This is a genomic window from Bradyrhizobium sp. 613_E4_N2_2 (assembly GCF_052075995.1).
Classification (GTDB): Bacteria; Pseudomonadota; Alphaproteobacteria; order Rhizobiales; family Xanthobacteraceae; genus Bradyrhizobium; species Bradyrhizobium barranii.
The window spans coordinates 3490036-3503818 of record NZ_CP197234.1; the positions used below are offsets into that span (position 1 = coordinate 3490036).

The window sequence follows — 13783 nt, forward strand, 5'->3', positions numbered from 1 at the left end:
GACGGAACCAATGTTAAGACCTAGGGACAAGACGGCCCGAAGTTCCAGCCCGAGAAGCGCGCAACCCGGCATGACCGAGCTCAAGCCCGACCAGTTCGAGATGCGGCGGCTGGAGTCGCTCAGCAACACCATCTTTGGTGTCGCCATGACGCTACTCGCCTACGACCTGCCCAAGGCCGCGGTGTTCACCAGTGCCCCGAGCTGGAGCGATCTCGCCCATGTCTACTCCGGCAAGCTCGCCGGTCTCGCGCTCAGCTTCATCATCGCCGGCGTGTTCTGGATCAGCCACCACCGCCGGCTCGCGCGCCAGCCCGTGGGCAGCCGCGGCATGGTGATCCTCAACCTGTTCTTCCTGCTGTCGATCGTGCTGCTGCCGGTGACCAACGGCCTCTACATCAATTACAGCATGAGCAGCGCGGTGGCCGTGCTCTACGGCCTGCATCTGACCGCGATCGCCGGCCTCAATGCCTGGCTGTGGTGGACGATTTTGGGCGGCTGGCGCCACGAGACCATGGCCTCGATGTTTCCGCTGCTGGTGTTCATTCCGGGCACGATCGTTGCGGCCTTCGCGCCGCACGTCGCGCCCTTCCTGTGGTTCATCGCCTTTGGCGGGCTGTTGATCCAGCGCTTCTATGCCGCGCCGACCGGGCCAGGCGCGTGAGGCGGCGGCTCACCCTTTTGTCGCGCCGAACCCGTCGGCCGGCACGTAAAGCTTGACCGGGCGGATTTCGTAGACCGCCGACGGGTTGACCTCGCGCAGCTTTCGCGCCGCCGCGATCGCTTCCTCATCGGTATCGTAGTCGACGAGATGGAAGCCGAGAAGCTGCTCCTTGGTCTCGGCAAACGGGCCGTCCAGCACCATGCCCGCGCCGGGGCCGCGCAAGGTGTGCGCCTTTCGGGTGTCATCCAGACGGGCGGCCGGCCCAAGGTGTCCGCTTGCCCTCAAGGGCGCCTGAACCTCGATCACTTTGGCCACGACCGCGGCGTCCTGCTCCGGCGCCCAGGACAAGATCTCGTCTTCCACATGGTAGGCCAGGATGGCGTAAAGCATCGTCACCTCGTTTGTTTTTGAGCTCGCAGTCCGAAGCATGTATGAGCGCGGTCGATACCGACAATCCCGGAGACTAACATATTGCGTCGCGCAAGTTGCGACGAAACCGTCCTGAAACCCGATTGCCGCCCTCGGAGGTGAACGCCGCCCAAAGCCGAGGCGACTGATTGCCACCAAGAACACTTCGGAGGCGGCCATGTCGACCATAAAGATCATCTGCGACGCGCGTCGGGCGGGAAAATCGGAAGCCGCGGATTTGCACGACCAGTCCGGCCATCACCGCTATTACGGGAGCTCGGCCGAGAACGGCGGCGAGCGGATCGTCGAAAGCCGCCGCGGAAAACGCCCGCGCGCGCTCAATGTGTGCGGCTTCTGAAGCCTTCGGCGACACCGTCTTTCGACATGGACGTCCTGCAAATATCGATCGCGGCGATGCCGTTCCTGCTTGCGCTGATGAGCCGGACGCGAAAGGCAATCGCGCCGTGCCTGCTGACGAGCATCATCACCGTGGTGCTCGGCGCCGAGCCTTATCGGGCGGTCATGGCCTGGTGCGTCGGCGTGCCGATTGCCGCCGTTGCCCTGCGTGAGCGGCTTCGCGCGAGCTGACCCGGCGCCGTCACGGCGTACTCAGGACCTGTTTGACCAGCGCCTCGCGCAGCGTTGCCAGCTCGCCGCTCGCTTCCATCTGCGCGATCACCTTGCCGACCTTCGGCACCAGATCGCGATGGCGTTCGTGCAAATAATGGTAGATGTGGATGCGCTCCAGCGGTGGCGAGAGCGGGACAATCCTGGCCTGCAGATTGAGTTTCCTCACCGCCACGAGCCCGCTGAAGAGGTCGGTGACCATCAGCTCGAAACGGTCGGCGTCGAGCATCCTGATCATGTTCTCGAGGCTGGTGGTCGCGGTGACGCGGGCCATGCCGCGTGTCCCGGCCTCTGAGGAGCCGACGCCGCGGACGATTCCGATGCTGTACTCCCTGATCGAATTCCAGCCGGCCACGTCGAAACGAAGTTTCGTCGCGAAGACCGTCGGCTCGATGTAGTTGATCGCCGGCGTCACCTGAATCAGCGTCGGGTAGTCGCTGGAGAGCGTTCCGATCCGCTGGATCTCGCCATCGACCTCGCCGGCGCTCGACAGCGCCAGCGCGCGCTTGCCGGGGACGTCCTCGAACGCCAGCTTGATATTCAGCTTGGCGTAGACGGCCCGCAGCATCTCGCCGCCGACATATTGATCCGGGATGTCGGCGATCCGCGCCAGCCGGATCAGCTCCTGCGCGTGCGACGGACCTGCGGCGAGCAATGACAGGCAGGCGACGATGATCCGCCACATGACGCGTCTCCTTTGCCCTGCATAGCTACCATTGGATTCGGATGGCCGCGATCCACCTGGGGTGGCACCCGTGTGGCGGCCGCACCGCTCGCTTGTCTTGCAGGCGACTGCGGACTTTAGCCAATGTCATTCTAGTACGCGAAGTGATAGTTTGCGCGAGAATCCTGCTGCTGGGCGCAAGACAAGACCCCGCCAAGCCGCCCATGGGCCGGCAGGATCGCCACGCAGGTCGCGTGATGAGAGAATTTCAACTGTCGAATTGCTCGCGGCTGCGCCCCGCCGTCCGGAGCAGGGTGCCGCCATTCCGGGGACGTGGTGCATGGGCAACGCAGGCGACGAGGACTCCAAGCGCAGCAGTCGCGCCGGTCCCCCGGCGGCCGCGAAGCAGGATTTGAGCGGGATCGGCACTGCATTTGCGCCAGGGATGATCGGAGCGCTGCTGTCGCGGATCTTCAACTGGTCGCGCAGCGGCGTCGGGCCGCGCCTGCTGGCCGCCGTGCTGCTGTTCTCCTCGATCGTCACGCTGATGCTGACCGCGCTTCAGCTCTATCTCGACTACGACCGCGAGGTCGGTGTCATCGAGACGCGGCTCGACGAGATCGGCCGCAGCACGACCGGCAGCCTCGGCGAGAGCCTGTGGAATCTCGACCAGAACCAGCTCAAGCTCCAGCTCGACGGCATCATGCGGCTGCCCGACATCCGCGCCGCCGAGGTGCGCGAGGTCGCCGATCGCCCCAATCCGATCCGTGTCGCGGTCGGCGAGCCGAGCACCCGCTCAGCCGTGACACGCGACTATCCGCTGAGCTACAGCGTCCAGGGGACGTCACGCCCGATCGGCGTGCTCCATGTCGAGGCGACGCTGGCCGAGGTCTATCAGCAATTGCTGAACCGGGCCCTGGTCATCCTGGCAAGCCAGGCTGCGAAGACCTTTGTCGTCTCGCTGTTCATCATCTACATGTTCCATCTGCTGGTGACACGGCATCTGGTCGCCATCGCCGAGTTCGTCGGCCAATACAGCCTGTCGCGGCCACCGCCGCCTTTGCACCTCGAGCGCCGGCCGCCCCGCGATCCCGACGAGCTGGACAAGGTGATCGACGCCTTCAACGCGATGTGCGCGAACCTCGGGCGCGCCTATGGCGAGCTGCGCGAGGCCAACGCAAATCTCGAGCGCGACCTGAATATCCGCCGGCGCGCCGAAGAGGACGCGCGTGCCAGTGAAGAGCGTTTCCGCGACTATGCCGAGACCGCGTCCGACTGGTTCTGGGAGACCGGACCGGATCATCGCTTCACCTACGTATCCGACCGGGCCGGCGCCTTCGGCATGGACAACAAGGCGCTGGTCGGCAAGCACCGCACAGATGCCGCCTCCGACCGCGACGCCGAGCCTGAGAAATGGCGCGCGCACGTGGCGACGCTGGACCGCCACGAGCCGTTCAGGAAGTTCGAATATCGCGGGCGCGACGTGGCCGGCCGCATGCATCATTTCAACGTCAACGGCCAGCCGATCTTCGCCGCGGACGGACGCTTCATAGGTTATCGCGGGTCGGCCACCGACCTCACGGCGCAGCACGAGGCCGAGGAGCGGCTGCGCCAATCCCAGAAGATGGACGCGATCGGTCAGCTCACCGGCGGCGTCGCTCACGACTTCAACAACGTGCTCACGGTCATCACCGGCACCATCGAGATCATCCAGGAAGGGCTTGCCGACAAGCCCGAGTTCGCCGCGATCGCACAGCTGATCGACGATGCGGCGGCGCGCGGCGCCGAGATCACCTCGCAGCTCCTGACCTTCGCGCGCCGCCAGCCGCTGGAGCCCCGCGACATCGACGTCAACGCACTCGTGGTCGAAACGGCGAAGCTGCTCAAGCCGATCCTCGGCGAGCATATCGAGATCGTGACCCGGCTCGCGGACGGCGCCTGGTCCGCGATGGCAGATCCGTCGCAGCTCTCGTCCGCGATCGTCAATCTCGCCGTCAATGCGCGTGACGCGATGCCGGGCGGCGGCCGGCTCACGCTGGAGACCGCGAACCGCGACCTCGACGGCACCAGCGGTGCCGGCGACGGCGATGTCATGCGCGGCGCCTTCGTGATGATCGCGGTGGCCGACACCGGTCACGGCATCCCGGCCGACATCCGCGAGCGCGTGTTCGAGCCGTTCTTCACCACCAAGGGCGTCGGCCGTGGCACCGGGCTTGGGCTCAGCATGGTCTACGGCTTTGCCCGCCAGACCGGCGGCACCGTCGTCATCGAGAGCGAGGAGGGGCGCGGCACGGTGATGCGGCTGTTCCTGCCGCGGTCGAAGGGCGAGGCGCCGGCCAGGACGGCGCCGGTTCAGCCGCCCGCGTCGGCACGCGGGCACGAGACGATCCTCGTGGTCGAGGACGATCCGCTGGTGCAGGGCTATGTCATCGCCCAGCTCGGCACCCTCGGCTATCGCACGCTCGCCGCCAGCGACGGCGCAGCCGCGCTTGCGCTGGTCGACCAAGGCGTCAAATTCGATCTCCTGTTCACGGACATCATCATGCCCGGCGGCATGAACGGACGGGAATTGGCCGAAGCCGTCCGGCTCCGCCGGCCGGGAGCGAATGTGCTCTACACCTCCGGCTACACCGACGACACCATCGTCCACGAAGGACATCTCGATCCCGGCCTGGCGCTGCTCAGGAAGCCGTACCGGAAATCGGAGCTTTCGCAGAAGATCCGCGAGGTGCTTGCAGGCGAGCCGTCGGCCTGAGCGGAGCCATCCATGCAGGCGCCCACCCATGAAAAAGGCGCGGCGGGGAGGCCCCGTCGCGCCCGATTTCTTGCTCGCTGGTCCAGGGCTGAGAGCGCCCCGATGCCAAGCCTTTCGTCAAAGCCTAGCGGGCGATCCCAGCGAGGTGACAGCGCTTGAGATAAGACACTGGATCACCTCCTTTCGTTTGGTTTCGGGACTCTGAATATAGGACGAAATCCCGCCGCCGTTAAGGGGCGCCCGGGGGCGGGAACTAGCCTGTCCGCAAGACGGGAAAGACCGGTCCGGAGCAGTTGAGACTGCCGCCCGGTCGTGTTAGGGAGCCAGTGATGCGGGTGTAGCTCAATGGTAGAGCAGCAGCCTTCCAAGCTGAATACGAGGGTTCGATTCCCTTCACCCGCTCCAAGCATTTCAGTGGCTTGGGGCGAATGCTCGATCGCATTCCGACAACTGTTGAAGTCATTTCGGCAACCCGGCTCAATCGCGCGCAGGCTTGTCGAGAAAGGTGTACAGCGCCCGAATTCTCCCGTGCTCGAAGATCGCGACGTCCATGCCTGTGACGACAGGAGGAGCCCCAGCCGGTCCCAGGTGCCACTGCAAGCGGCCGAGATCGTGGTTCACCTCGGCAGGTCCTGTCGCGCGAAATACAAATCCGGGAGCTTCTAGGAGAATACGCTCGATCCTCGCGTTTAGAGCTTGGTGGCCAACGATCCGTTCCCCCGCTTCAAAGAACGTGCAGTTCGCAGTGTAGATTTCGGCGATCGCGACCGCTCGGCGCGCGGAGTCTGGCTGCCCGAATACTTCGAGCAGGTTTCTTTCCATCAGAGGACCAAGGGTGTCGGTCATGGCTGACCCTCCTGTTTAGAACATGCCGTGTGGATTGGCACGCGGGACATCCGGCGCAAGCCAAGGAGCCGAGTTTTTCGGATTGCCGACGAGCTGCAAGGTATCCCAATGCTCGACGGCTTTTCCGTCGGCGTCCATCTTGTAGATGTCGACGCCGGCGATCCCCGTATCGTTCGGATCGTCGTTGAACAGATTCAGAAAATTCACGTGCGCAAACACATAGTCGCCGACGGCGATGATCTTGTCGACGACGACGCGCGCGTTGGCGCGCTCCCTGTTGATCTGGCCGAAGAACTGCCCCAGCGCCTTCGCGCCATCGGCAATGAGCGGATTGTGCTGGACGTAGCCGGGGGCCATGAACCGTTCCACGAACTCTTCCGACTTCTTCTTGTTAATCACCAGATCATAGAAGCTGAGGACGTTGTCCTTGTTGCGAACGGCGCGGCTGTCGTTGGGATCTACGAGCACGATCATGCTCACTCCTTTGGTGTGAAGCTTGTGGCTGTTGGATGAATTCAGGTCAGACCGACGATCTGGAGACGGAGTGCATCCAGTTCGGCGTCGGATTTCTCGCGAGCAAACCGAAGCATCTTGTCGGCGTCTTCGCCGACCGGCGCACGGCTGGGGGCGGGTACTTGCTCTGCCAGCTCGATCACCCGCTTCGCGGCCAGGACGGAATCGAGCCCGCTGTCCTGCATGCCGTTGAGGGCGGCTGCGAATGAATCGAAGGTCTGTCCGTATAACGCGCGTTGGTCCGACGTCATCCCGTCGGCAACACGCTTGAGGGCGGCCGCAGTCTTCGCCGGACCGCCGGTTTTCATATTGGCCGCCGCCGCCACGACGACGTCGACCCCAAAGGACTTCAGCTCGGCGCGGTAAACGGCTGCAAATGCCTCCATGGCCGCCTTCGACGCGCCTGATGGTCCGTTGAAGGGGAGCGGAACGCTCGCCGTCCAGGTACTGACCTGGACGATACGGCCGCGCGCCTTCCTCAGCGCCGGCAGGAAAGCGTTCATGACCGACAGAGCCCCGAACACGTTGACGTCGAACTCGCGCCGGATGGCGTCGAGCGGCAGAACCTCGATCGGGCCCGGGGTCGGGATGCCCGCATTGTTGATCAGGAGATCAAGGCCGGAAGCGCCGAGCGCGTCGGACACGCCGTCCGCCCAGGCTTTCACAGCCTGCTCCCTGGTCATGTCGCAGACGGTCAGGCTGACGCGCCCGCCGGAGGCGTCCTTCATATCCTGGACCTCCGCGGCGGACATGGCCGTGCCGAAAACGACGTAGCTTTTGGCGGCCAGTCCGAGCGCGATATCGCGGCCGAGGCCGCCGCCGGCGCCGGTGACTGCGGCGGAGCGACGCGAGTGTTCAGAGGGGCTCGGCATTTGAGGTCTCCGTTTCAGTAGGCGGTGAGTGCTTTGGATGCGCGCGGCGTTGTCCGCTCTGACCGGGGTCCGCTCTGACCGGGTTTTATGATGTCGTTCCTGAACGTGATGCGGTAGCCTCGCGATCTGCCTAACCGTGTCGCCGAAAGCGGAACGCCGAGAATGGATATCGAAGACCTGCGGACTTTTGTCGAAGTGGCCGATGCCGGCGGTGTGTCGTCGGCCGCGCGCCGCCTCGGCGTCTCGAAATCGGTCGTCAGCCGGCGGCTGTTCCGGCTAGAGGCTGAACTGGGCATCCAGCTTGTTGCACGGACAACTCGCGGCGCCGCGCTGACGGAGGCCGGCGTCACGTTCCGTGACCACGCCGCTCGGGTCTGCGCCGAAATCGATGTCGCGCGGGAGACGATCCTGCCCGCCGGGGACCTGCGCGGCCGGCTACGCGTTGCAGCGCCGCTGACCTTCGGCCCGACGGTTTTGGCGCCGGTCTTTGCGGAGCTGGCGCGGCGCCACCCGCTGCTCCACGTGCATGCGAGCTACAGCGATCGCTTCGTGGACCTTGTCGGCGAGGGCTTCGACTGTGCCGTACGCGTTGGCTATCTCAGCGATTCAATCCTGATGGCGCGGCGCGTCGGACCAATCCATGGTGCCCTCGTCGCAAGCCCGGATTATATCAGGGAGCATGGAGCTCCCGAGACGCCGGACGAGCTACTCACGCATCAGGCGCTCATGCAGGGTACGGAAGCCTGGCAATTCATCGACGGGGACAAAACAATCTCCATTCATCCGCAGGGGCGGTTCAAGGCGGACAACGGCACTGCTCTCGTCGTTGCCGCTGTAGCAGGGCTCGGCATCGCCTGGCTTCCTCATTGCCTCGTCGAGGATCATTTGGCTTCCGGCGCCCTTACTCCGGTGATGACACGCTATCCTCCCCCCACAGCCGGAGTGTTTGTTGTCCGGCCGCCGGGGCAGCACCCATCTCGAAAAGTCCGAGTCCTCACGGAACTGCTGATCGAGCATTTCGGATAGTTGGTCGGATGCATCCGCGATGGGCTGGCGCCCGTGAATGGGAGCCGAGGAGGATTCCCTTAGCGTGAGCCGACCTCCGTCGATTCGTCCGAAGAAGTCTGCGAACAACGACAGAATGTACTGAGGCCGTCATCCGTTCGCATTGGCTGGCGCTTCGTCGCTGTTCTGACAACGGGAAATTCTCTAACGATCTCAATGGGCTAAAAAAGCCGAAAATGTCAAAAGGGTTTTTGAAAACGCTACTGTGTTTCGAGCCTTCCAAGCTGAATACGAGGGTTCGATTCCCTTCACCCGCTCCAAATTTTTCGAAGATTTTGCGAGAGTGGTCAGGTTTCAGTCTGACAAATCGGCTGCTTGACACGTCCTGATGCTCGCTTTGCGATCGACTGTTTCGCGGTGGAACGATCGTGGTGTGTACTCTGGCGGGGGCCGCGCTCGGACCGCGGCTACTGCGGTGGTGAGGTGTTGCGTCAATACCGACGTCGAACTCGAAACCGCGACAAATGCGTGTCGGCGATATCAGTGTCGATAGCTCGCGTCCCGATGGAAGGCCGCGCAAACTGCTCGACGTCAGCCGTCTCGCCAAGCTCGGCCGGCGCGCCACGACCTCGCTTCACGATGGCTTGAAGTGCGCCTATGCGGGGTATCGGGCCGGCGCGCCGGTGGCGGCGCGAGAGTAGGAACCTTCACCGCAAGCAAGAGTTGGCCGGTCGGGCAGGGCGAAAGGCCACACGAGGCCGACCGTGCAAGGAGCTGTGCGCGTGCGCTCCACCGCGCAAATCGCGGTTCATCCGATGCTGGTGCCATCGACAAGACCGGCGCATTGCTGGTCGCCGACGACAGCGGCAACGCCGTGTGGCGGGTGACGGCGGCCCATCCGCAGGTCACGCAGCGCTGGATATCGAGGAGTTGCACCATGGGCCTTGCTCAATACGCGATCGTGCCGGTCGAGGACGAATGGGGCGTGCTGCATGACGGCGACGTCAAAAGCAAATACGCGACCAAGGAAGCCGCGTTCGAGTCCGCGGTCGCTGCCGCCTCCCTGGCGATCCGTCAGGGGCATGAGGTGCATGTCAGCGTGCCCGGTCGCGAAGCCGGCGAGAATGCGCTGGGAAGCTAGGGATACGATCAAGCCCGTGCGCTTGTGATCCTGAGCGAGTACCGCGCCACGACTGCGCATCATCCCTACGTGAACGAGATCCGCTAACCTGTTTCCGGCCGTCGCCACGCCACCCTGATCCTTCCTACTGACCGACGATGGCGTCGATTTCCTCTTTCAGGAGGGCGCCGTAATGTTCGAGGACGCCCGGCGTCAGCTTGGCGCAGAGCAGCGTGAAACTGAGCGCCGCGCCCGGCTTTTCGCCCGGCGTCATGATCGGCAATCCAACTCCGGCAATGCCGGGAATGAGCTCGCCCACATCCACCGCGTAACCGCGGCGACGGGTGTCGGCGATCAGCTGTCGAACCTTGTTCTCGGTGAGGTTGCGATAGGTCGCGTAGCGCCCGAGGTTGGCGCGGATGATGTAGTCCTGCTCGTCCTCGTCCAGGAATGCGAGCATTGCGATCGAGCCCGGGCCCACGCCGAGGGGGACGAAGCCGCCGATCGATCCCGTCAGCGTCGGCACGATGCATTCGCCGTCGCGCCGGTCGAGACAAACGGAATCGTGGTTGAAGCGGGCCATCAGATGGGTCGTGTCGCCGGTGCGGCGCCTGAGCCGGGACAGCGCGATCTCGCAGCGGCTGATGATGCCGGGGCCGCGAGCCGCGCGGACGCCGTAGATCGCCATGCGTGCACCCAACCTGTAGCGCCGTTTTTTGTCGTCGCGGGCAAGCAGCTTGTGACCGACCAGCGTGTTGAGGATGCGGTGACAGGTGGCGGTGTTTAGCCCGGAGCGGGCCGCCAGGTCCTTGAGCGATAGGCCCTCGACGCCGCCATCGGCGACGAGATCCAGCAGGATGACGGTCCGGTCGAGCAGCTGGGCTCCACCGGAGGGCGGTTGGGCGATCACCGGCACAGTATCTCACATTATGAAAAAAGAGGCCTCGGCAACTTGTACATTGAGAAAGATGCGTCTCCAATGATGAAAATTAGGTCGCTTGAGATTGATGCATATTTTTTGAGCGACCTGATTTCTGCATTCGCAAAGCTGATGGCTGACGCGGCGCTGTGGCAACAGCGCTGGAAGGCCGTGATTTATCCAGAGGAACAGGATGATAGGCTTCAAAACGATGATGGGCGTTTCCGCTGTTGCGCTCGCTGCTTTTTTTGCTGGTAGCGCCGCCGTGGCGGGCACGCTTGAGAACGTCAAGGCACGCGGCAAGCTCGTCGTCGGCGTGAAGAATGATTACGTGCCCTATGGCTTTCTGAACGACAAGGGCGACATCGTCGGCTTCGAGGTCTCGCTTGCGAAGTACGTTGCCAAGGAGCTCCTTGGCTCCGAGGATAAGATCGAGCTCGTGCCTGTCGTCGCGTCCAATCGCATCGAATTCCTGACCGCCGGCCGCATCGATGCGATCTTCGCCACGCTCGGCGTCACGGCCGAGCGCGCCAAGGTCATCGACTTCACGACGGAATACGTTTCCGCTGCCGGCCCGTCCGTGCTGGCGGCCAAGGAAGCGACGGTCTCCAAGTGGGAAGAGCTGAAGGGCAAGTCGGTCTGCGGCATCCAGGGCTCCTACTACAACAAGAAGATGACCGAGGAGTACGGCATCAATCTCGTGGCCTTCAAGACCCAGCCGGAAGCCTATCGTGCGCTGAAGGACAATCGTTGCATCGGCTTCGTCTTTGACGACATGACGCTTCAGCAGAAGCTCAAGGAGCCCGATTGGGCGAGCTACAAGATCGCGGTGGCGCCGTATGAATTCCAGCCGATGGCCGGCGGCCTCCGCAAGGGAGACACGGAATTCCACGAAGCCGTCGACAAGGCCATCGCGAAGGCCGAGGCCGAAGGCAAGCTGATTGCGTGGGAGACCGAGTTCGGCATGCCGCACTCCGACTACATCGCCGCGCGGGCGAAGGCTGCGGTCGCGAAGAAGAACTGACGCACACGGAGCGGCCTTTGTTCGGACTCGACTATTCCTGGCTCGCGGATCCTGCGTACCAGCAATGGCTGCTGACCGGTGTTGTCAACACGCTGAAGCTGGCGGCGCTCTCATCGGCGGCCGCCATCCTCATCGGGATGCTCGGGGCCCTCGGGCTCACGCTGCGGATTTTCTGGCTCGATGCCCTGATCGAGCTGTTCGTAGAGGTGTTCCGCAACACGCCGCCGCTGTTGCAGATGTTGTTTGCCTATTTCACCTTCTCGAACCTCGGCCTCAAGGTGACCGATCCGTCGACGGGATTATCAGTTCCGCTTCTCAGTGCCTTTGCCTGTGCTGCGATTTCGCTCAGTCTCTTCGGCGGGGCGCTGGCGACCGAAGCCTTCCGCTCCGGCATCGAAACCATGCCGCGGTCGATCATCGATGCCGCACGGTCGCTGGGGTACGGCCGATGGGGCCGCTTCTGGCGCATCGAGGCGCCGATCGCCACCCGCATCTGCCTGCCGGGACTGACGAACATCCTGACCAACCTCTTCAAGACGACGTCGCAGGCATCCGTCATCACCGTGCCGGAACTGATGTACTACGCGGGACAGATCTACAATGACACGTTTCGCACGCTGGAGGTCATGATTCTGGTCCTCCTCATATACGTGGTGCTGGTGTCCATCCTCACATTTGCGATGGCGAGGCTCGAAGCCTTCATGGCCTTCCCGGGTTACGGGAGGGGGCATTGATCGCGGGCTCCATGCTCTCCTATGAGGGAAAGAAGCGCGCCGTTCTGCTGCTGATCGCCCTTGGCGTCGCGGTCTGGATCGCGGTCGATGCGGCGGCGGGCGGCGCGGCGCACTGGAGCCGCGTGCTGGCGCGGCTTCCTCTGCTTCTCACCGGCTCGGCGTCCGGCTGGCCGATCACGGGCGGCTTTGCCCTCAATATCATTCTCTCGATCGCCTCCATGGCACTGGCGACGGTGCTCGGTACGATCATGGGTCTTGCGACGCTCGCCAGGTTCGGACCGATCCGGGTCCCGTCTCTTCTGCTGATGAATTTCCTGCGCAATTCACCCTGGCTCGTTCTGCTTTTTGCAACGCTCTATTTCCTGCCGTTTGAGATGCATGTCTTCGGCACGACCATTGCGTTCCCGCCGTTCGTGAAGGCCGTGATTGGCCTTGCGCTGCCGACGGCGGCGAATTTCTCCGAGGTGATCCGGGGCGCCGTTCAGTCCATTCACAGCGGTCAGTGGGAAGCGGCACGTTCGCTCGGCTATGGCACCGGCCAGATCTATCGCCACGTGATCATGCCACAGGCGCTGCGGCGCATGATCCCGGGCTGGATGAATTCCTACGCGTTGCTGATGATCGCGACAGCGCTCGCCACGGTGACCGGTATCCAGGACGTGCTGACAATTCTGAATACTTTGCTCGCCATGGAGAACGAGCGCGTGATCGTCTACTTCTATTTGACCATCCTCTTCCTGTTCATCGCCTATTGCTATCCGATCGCGGTCGTCGCGCGCCGGTTGGAACGCGCCGTGAAGGGAGAAAGCCTGTGAGCCGCATCGACGCGCTGATCGAGCTCGACAACGTCCGCAAGTCCTTCGGTGACGTCCCTGTTCTCAAGGGCATTTCGATGTTCGTGCAAAAGGGCGAGGCAGTCTGCATTATCGGTCCTTCCGGGTCGGGAAAGTCCACCATTCTGCGCTGCATCAACGGCCTGATTCCCGTGGACGAAGGCTTTGTCCGCGTCGGCGCACACCGGGTGCATGAAATGAGGTCGGAAAAGCAGATGCGGGTGCTGCGCCATCAGGTCGCGATGGTGTTCCAGCAGTACAATCTTTTCCCGCATCGTACGGCACTGGAAAACATCATGATGGCGCCGATCCAGGTTCTCGGACACGATCGCGCCGAAGTCGAGGAGCGGGCCCGCAAGCTCCTGAAGAAGGTGCGGCTCTCGGAGAAGGCGGACAGCTATCCGGGGCAGCTGTCCGGCGGCCAGCAGCAGCGCGTGGCAATCGCCCGCGCACTCGCGATGCAGCCGGAAGCGATCCTGTTCGACGAGGTGACGGCTGCGCTCGATCCCGAAACGGTAAAGGACGTGCTGTTCGCGATCCGCGAACTGGTGGAGGAGGGCCTCACCTGCATTCTCGTGACGCACGAGATGAAGTTCGCCCGGGAGGTCTCGCAACGCGTTTGTTTCACCGATCGTGGTCTGATCGTGGAAAGTGCGCCTCCTGCGGAACTCTTCGACAATCCGCGAGACCCGCGCACGCGCGAATTCCTCGGTCAGGTTCTCTGATCGCACCACCGGGGCGGACGCGCTGCGTGGTGCGGCCATCCCACGTGCAATGAAAATGAAAGGTGAGCCGGAAGGCC

General features: G+C 63.5%; 17 protein-coding genes, 1 tRNA gene and 1 pseudogene. 12 read left to right on the top strand and 7 right to left on the bottom strand.

Annotation, left to right across the window (positions count from 1 at the left end):
* Positions 1-70: 70 nt before the first annotated feature.
* On the top strand, positions 71-661 hold the full coding sequence (locus AB7290_RS16525; protein ID WP_085405383.1) for a TMEM175 family protein: 591 nt from the start codon (positions 71-73) through the stop codon (positions 659-661).
* Positions 662-670: 9 nt separating this feature from the next.
* Here AB7290_RS16525 and AB7290_RS16530 read toward each other — a convergent pair whose 3' ends face one another.
* Positions 671-1051: a YciI family protein gene (locus AB7290_RS16530; RefSeq protein WP_071917383.1), complete on the bottom strand. Its 381-nt coding sequence runs from the start codon at positions 1049-1051 to the stop codon at positions 671-673.
* 196 nt (positions 1052-1247) lie between these two features.
* Here AB7290_RS16530 and AB7290_RS16535 point away from each other — a divergent pair, with 196 nt between their 5' ends.
* Both AB7290_RS16535 and AB7290_RS16540 read left to right on the top strand, forming a co-directional pair.
* Positions 1248-1427, top strand: a complete 180-nt coding sequence (locus tag AB7290_RS16535; RefSeq protein WP_028149875.1) for a hypothetical protein — start codon at positions 1248-1250, stop codon at positions 1425-1427.
* A 26-nt stretch (positions 1428-1453) separates the two neighbouring features.
* Entirely contained in the window at positions 1454-1657 is a 204-nt protein-coding gene (locus AB7290_RS16540) for a hypothetical protein (protein WP_085405384.1), read from the top strand.
* A gap of 10 nt (positions 1658-1667) precedes the next feature.
* Here AB7290_RS16540 and AB7290_RS16545 read toward each other — a convergent pair whose 3' ends face one another.
* A complete protein-coding gene (locus tag AB7290_RS16545; protein WP_085405385.1) occupies positions 1668-2381 on the bottom strand; it encodes a substrate-binding periplasmic protein in 714 nt (237 codons plus the stop codon).
* A gap of 319 nt (positions 2382-2700) precedes the next feature.
* On the opposite strand from AB7290_RS16545, the gene AB7290_RS16550 reads away from it, so the two are divergent.
* Together AB7290_RS16550 and AB7290_RS16555 are read left to right on the top strand one after the other, a co-directional pair.
* A complete protein-coding gene (locus AB7290_RS16550) occupies positions 2701-5115 on the top strand; it encodes an ATP-binding protein (RefSeq protein WP_085405386.1) in 2415 nt (804 codons plus the stop codon).
* A 331-nt stretch (positions 5116-5446) separates the two neighbouring features.
* Positions 5447-5520 (top strand) — tRNA-Gly (locus AB7290_RS16555).
* A 72-nt stretch (positions 5521-5592) separates the two neighbouring features.
* Here AB7290_RS16555 and AB7290_RS16560 read toward each other — a convergent pair.
* The 3 genes from AB7290_RS16560 to AB7290_RS16570 are packed head-to-tail and all read right to left on the bottom strand — an operon-like array spanning position 5593 to position 7346.
* The gene (locus tag AB7290_RS16560) at positions 5593-5961 is read right to left on the bottom strand and encodes a nuclear transport factor 2 family protein (RefSeq protein WP_201266271.1); all 369 of its coding nucleotides are present in this window, start codon (positions 5959-5961) and stop codon (positions 5593-5595) included.
* A gap of 15 nt (positions 5962-5976) precedes the next feature.
* Positions 5977-6435, bottom strand: coding sequence for a nuclear transport factor 2 family protein (locus AB7290_RS16565; RefSeq protein WP_085405571.1), 459 nt, complete (start codon positions 6433-6435; stop codon positions 5977-5979).
* 41 nt (positions 6436-6476) lie between these two features.
* A complete protein-coding gene (locus AB7290_RS16570; RefSeq protein WP_441253480.1) occupies positions 6477-7346 on the bottom strand; it encodes an SDR family NAD(P)-dependent oxidoreductase in 870 nt (289 codons plus the stop codon).
* Positions 7347-7508: 162 nt separating this feature from the next.
* Here AB7290_RS16570 and AB7290_RS16575 point away from each other — a divergent pair, with 162 nt between their 5' ends.
* The 3 genes and pseudogenes from AB7290_RS16575 to AB7290_RS16585 all read left to right on the top strand — a co-directional run bounded on the left by AB7290_RS16575 (position 7509) and on the right by AB7290_RS16585 (position 9492).
* Entirely contained in the window at positions 7509-8372 is an 864-nt protein-coding gene (locus tag AB7290_RS16575) for a LysR family transcriptional regulator (protein WP_085405388.1), read from the top strand.
* Positions 8373-8884: 512 nt separating this feature from the next.
* Positions 8885-9052 (top strand): annotated as a pseudogene (locus AB7290_RS16580) (GDP-L-fucose synthase); the annotation flags it as partial.
* Between the two features lie 236 nt (positions 9053-9288).
* Complete coding sequence (locus AB7290_RS16585; protein WP_063986285.1) at positions 9289-9492, top strand: hypothetical protein; 204 nt, start codon at positions 9289-9291, stop codon at positions 9490-9492.
* 124 nt (positions 9493-9616) lie between these two features.
* Here the strand turns inward: AB7290_RS16585 and AB7290_RS16590 are convergent, their stop codons facing one another.
* Both AB7290_RS16590 and AB7290_RS16595 read right to left on the bottom strand, forming a co-directional pair.
* On the bottom strand, positions 9617-10381 hold the full coding sequence (locus AB7290_RS16590; RefSeq protein ID WP_245344277.1) for an IclR family transcriptional regulator: 765 nt from the start codon (positions 10379-10381) through the stop codon (positions 9617-9619).
* Positions 10382-10393: 12 nt separating this feature from the next.
* The gene (locus tag AB7290_RS16595; RefSeq protein ID WP_201266277.1) at positions 10394-10666 is read right to left on the bottom strand and encodes a hypothetical protein; all 273 of its coding nucleotides are present in this window, start codon (positions 10664-10666) and stop codon (positions 10394-10396) included.
* On the opposite strand from AB7290_RS16595, the gene AB7290_RS16600 reads away from it, so the two are divergent.
* The 4 genes from AB7290_RS16600 to AB7290_RS16615 are packed head-to-tail and all read left to right on the top strand — an operon-like array spanning position 10656 to position 13706.
* Complete coding sequence (locus AB7290_RS16600) at positions 10656-11414, top strand: transporter substrate-binding domain-containing protein (RefSeq protein WP_245344278.1); 759 nt, start codon at positions 10656-10658, stop codon at positions 11412-11414. The genes AB7290_RS16595 and AB7290_RS16600 overlap by 11 nt on opposite strands.
* A gap of 17 nt (positions 11415-11431) precedes the next feature.
* Positions 11432-12148: an amino acid ABC transporter permease gene (locus AB7290_RS16605; RefSeq protein WP_085405391.1), complete on the top strand. Its 717-nt coding sequence runs from the start codon at positions 11432-11434 to the stop codon at positions 12146-12148.
* Positions 12145-12963, top strand: a complete 819-nt coding sequence (locus AB7290_RS16610; RefSeq protein ID WP_245344279.1) for an amino acid ABC transporter permease — start codon at positions 12145-12147, stop codon at positions 12961-12963. The genes AB7290_RS16605 and AB7290_RS16610 overlap by 4 nt, the downstream gene beginning before the upstream one ends.
* The gene (locus tag AB7290_RS16615; RefSeq protein WP_085405393.1) at positions 12960-13706 is read left to right on the top strand and encodes an amino acid ABC transporter ATP-binding protein; all 747 of its coding nucleotides are present in this window, start codon (positions 12960-12962) and stop codon (positions 13704-13706) included. The genes AB7290_RS16610 and AB7290_RS16615 overlap by 4 nt, the downstream gene beginning before the upstream one ends.
* Positions 13707-13783: the final 77 nt, after the last annotated feature.

What these genes read in the sequence shown, in the direction of transcription:
- AB7290_RS16525 (WP_085405383.1), top strand. Translation starts at nt 71, where the DNA reads ATGACCGAGCTCAAGCCCGACCAGTTCGAGATGCGGCGGCTGGAGTCG.
- AB7290_RS16530 (WP_071917383.1), bottom strand. Translation starts at nt 1,051, where the DNA reads ATGCTTTACGCCATCCTGGCCTACCATGTGGAAGACGAGATCTTGTCC.
- AB7290_RS16535 (WP_028149875.1), top strand. Translation starts at nt 1,248, where the DNA reads ATGTCGACCATAAAGATCATCTGCGACGCGCGTCGGGCGGGAAAATCG.
- AB7290_RS16540 (WP_085405384.1), top strand. Translation starts at nt 1,454, where the DNA reads ATGGACGTCCTGCAAATATCGATCGCGGCGATGCCGTTCCTGCTTGCG.
- AB7290_RS16545 (WP_085405385.1), bottom strand. Translation starts at nt 2,381, where the DNA reads ATGTGGCGGATCATCGTCGCCTGCCTGTCATTGCTCGCCGCAGGTCCG.
- AB7290_RS16550 (WP_085405386.1), top strand. Translation starts at nt 2,701, where the DNA reads ATGGGCAACGCAGGCGACGAGGACTCCAAGCGCAGCAGTCGCGCCGGT.
- AB7290_RS16560 (WP_201266271.1), bottom strand. Translation starts at nt 5,961, where the DNA reads ATGACCGACACCCTTGGTCCTCTGATGGAAAGAAACCTGCTCGAAGTA.
- AB7290_RS16565 (WP_085405571.1), bottom strand. Translation starts at nt 6,435, where the DNA reads ATGATCGTGCTCGTAGATCCCAACGACAGCCGCGCCGTTCGCAACAAG.
- AB7290_RS16570 (WP_441253480.1), bottom strand. Translation starts at nt 7,346, where the DNA reads ATGCCGAGCCCCTCTGAACACTCGCGTCGCTCCGCCGCAGTCACCGGC.
- AB7290_RS16575 (WP_085405388.1), top strand. Translation starts at nt 7,509, where the DNA reads ATGGATATCGAAGACCTGCGGACTTTTGTCGAAGTGGCCGATGCCGGC.
- AB7290_RS16585 (WP_063986285.1), top strand. Translation starts at nt 9,289, where the DNA reads ATGGGCCTTGCTCAATACGCGATCGTGCCGGTCGAGGACGAATGGGGC.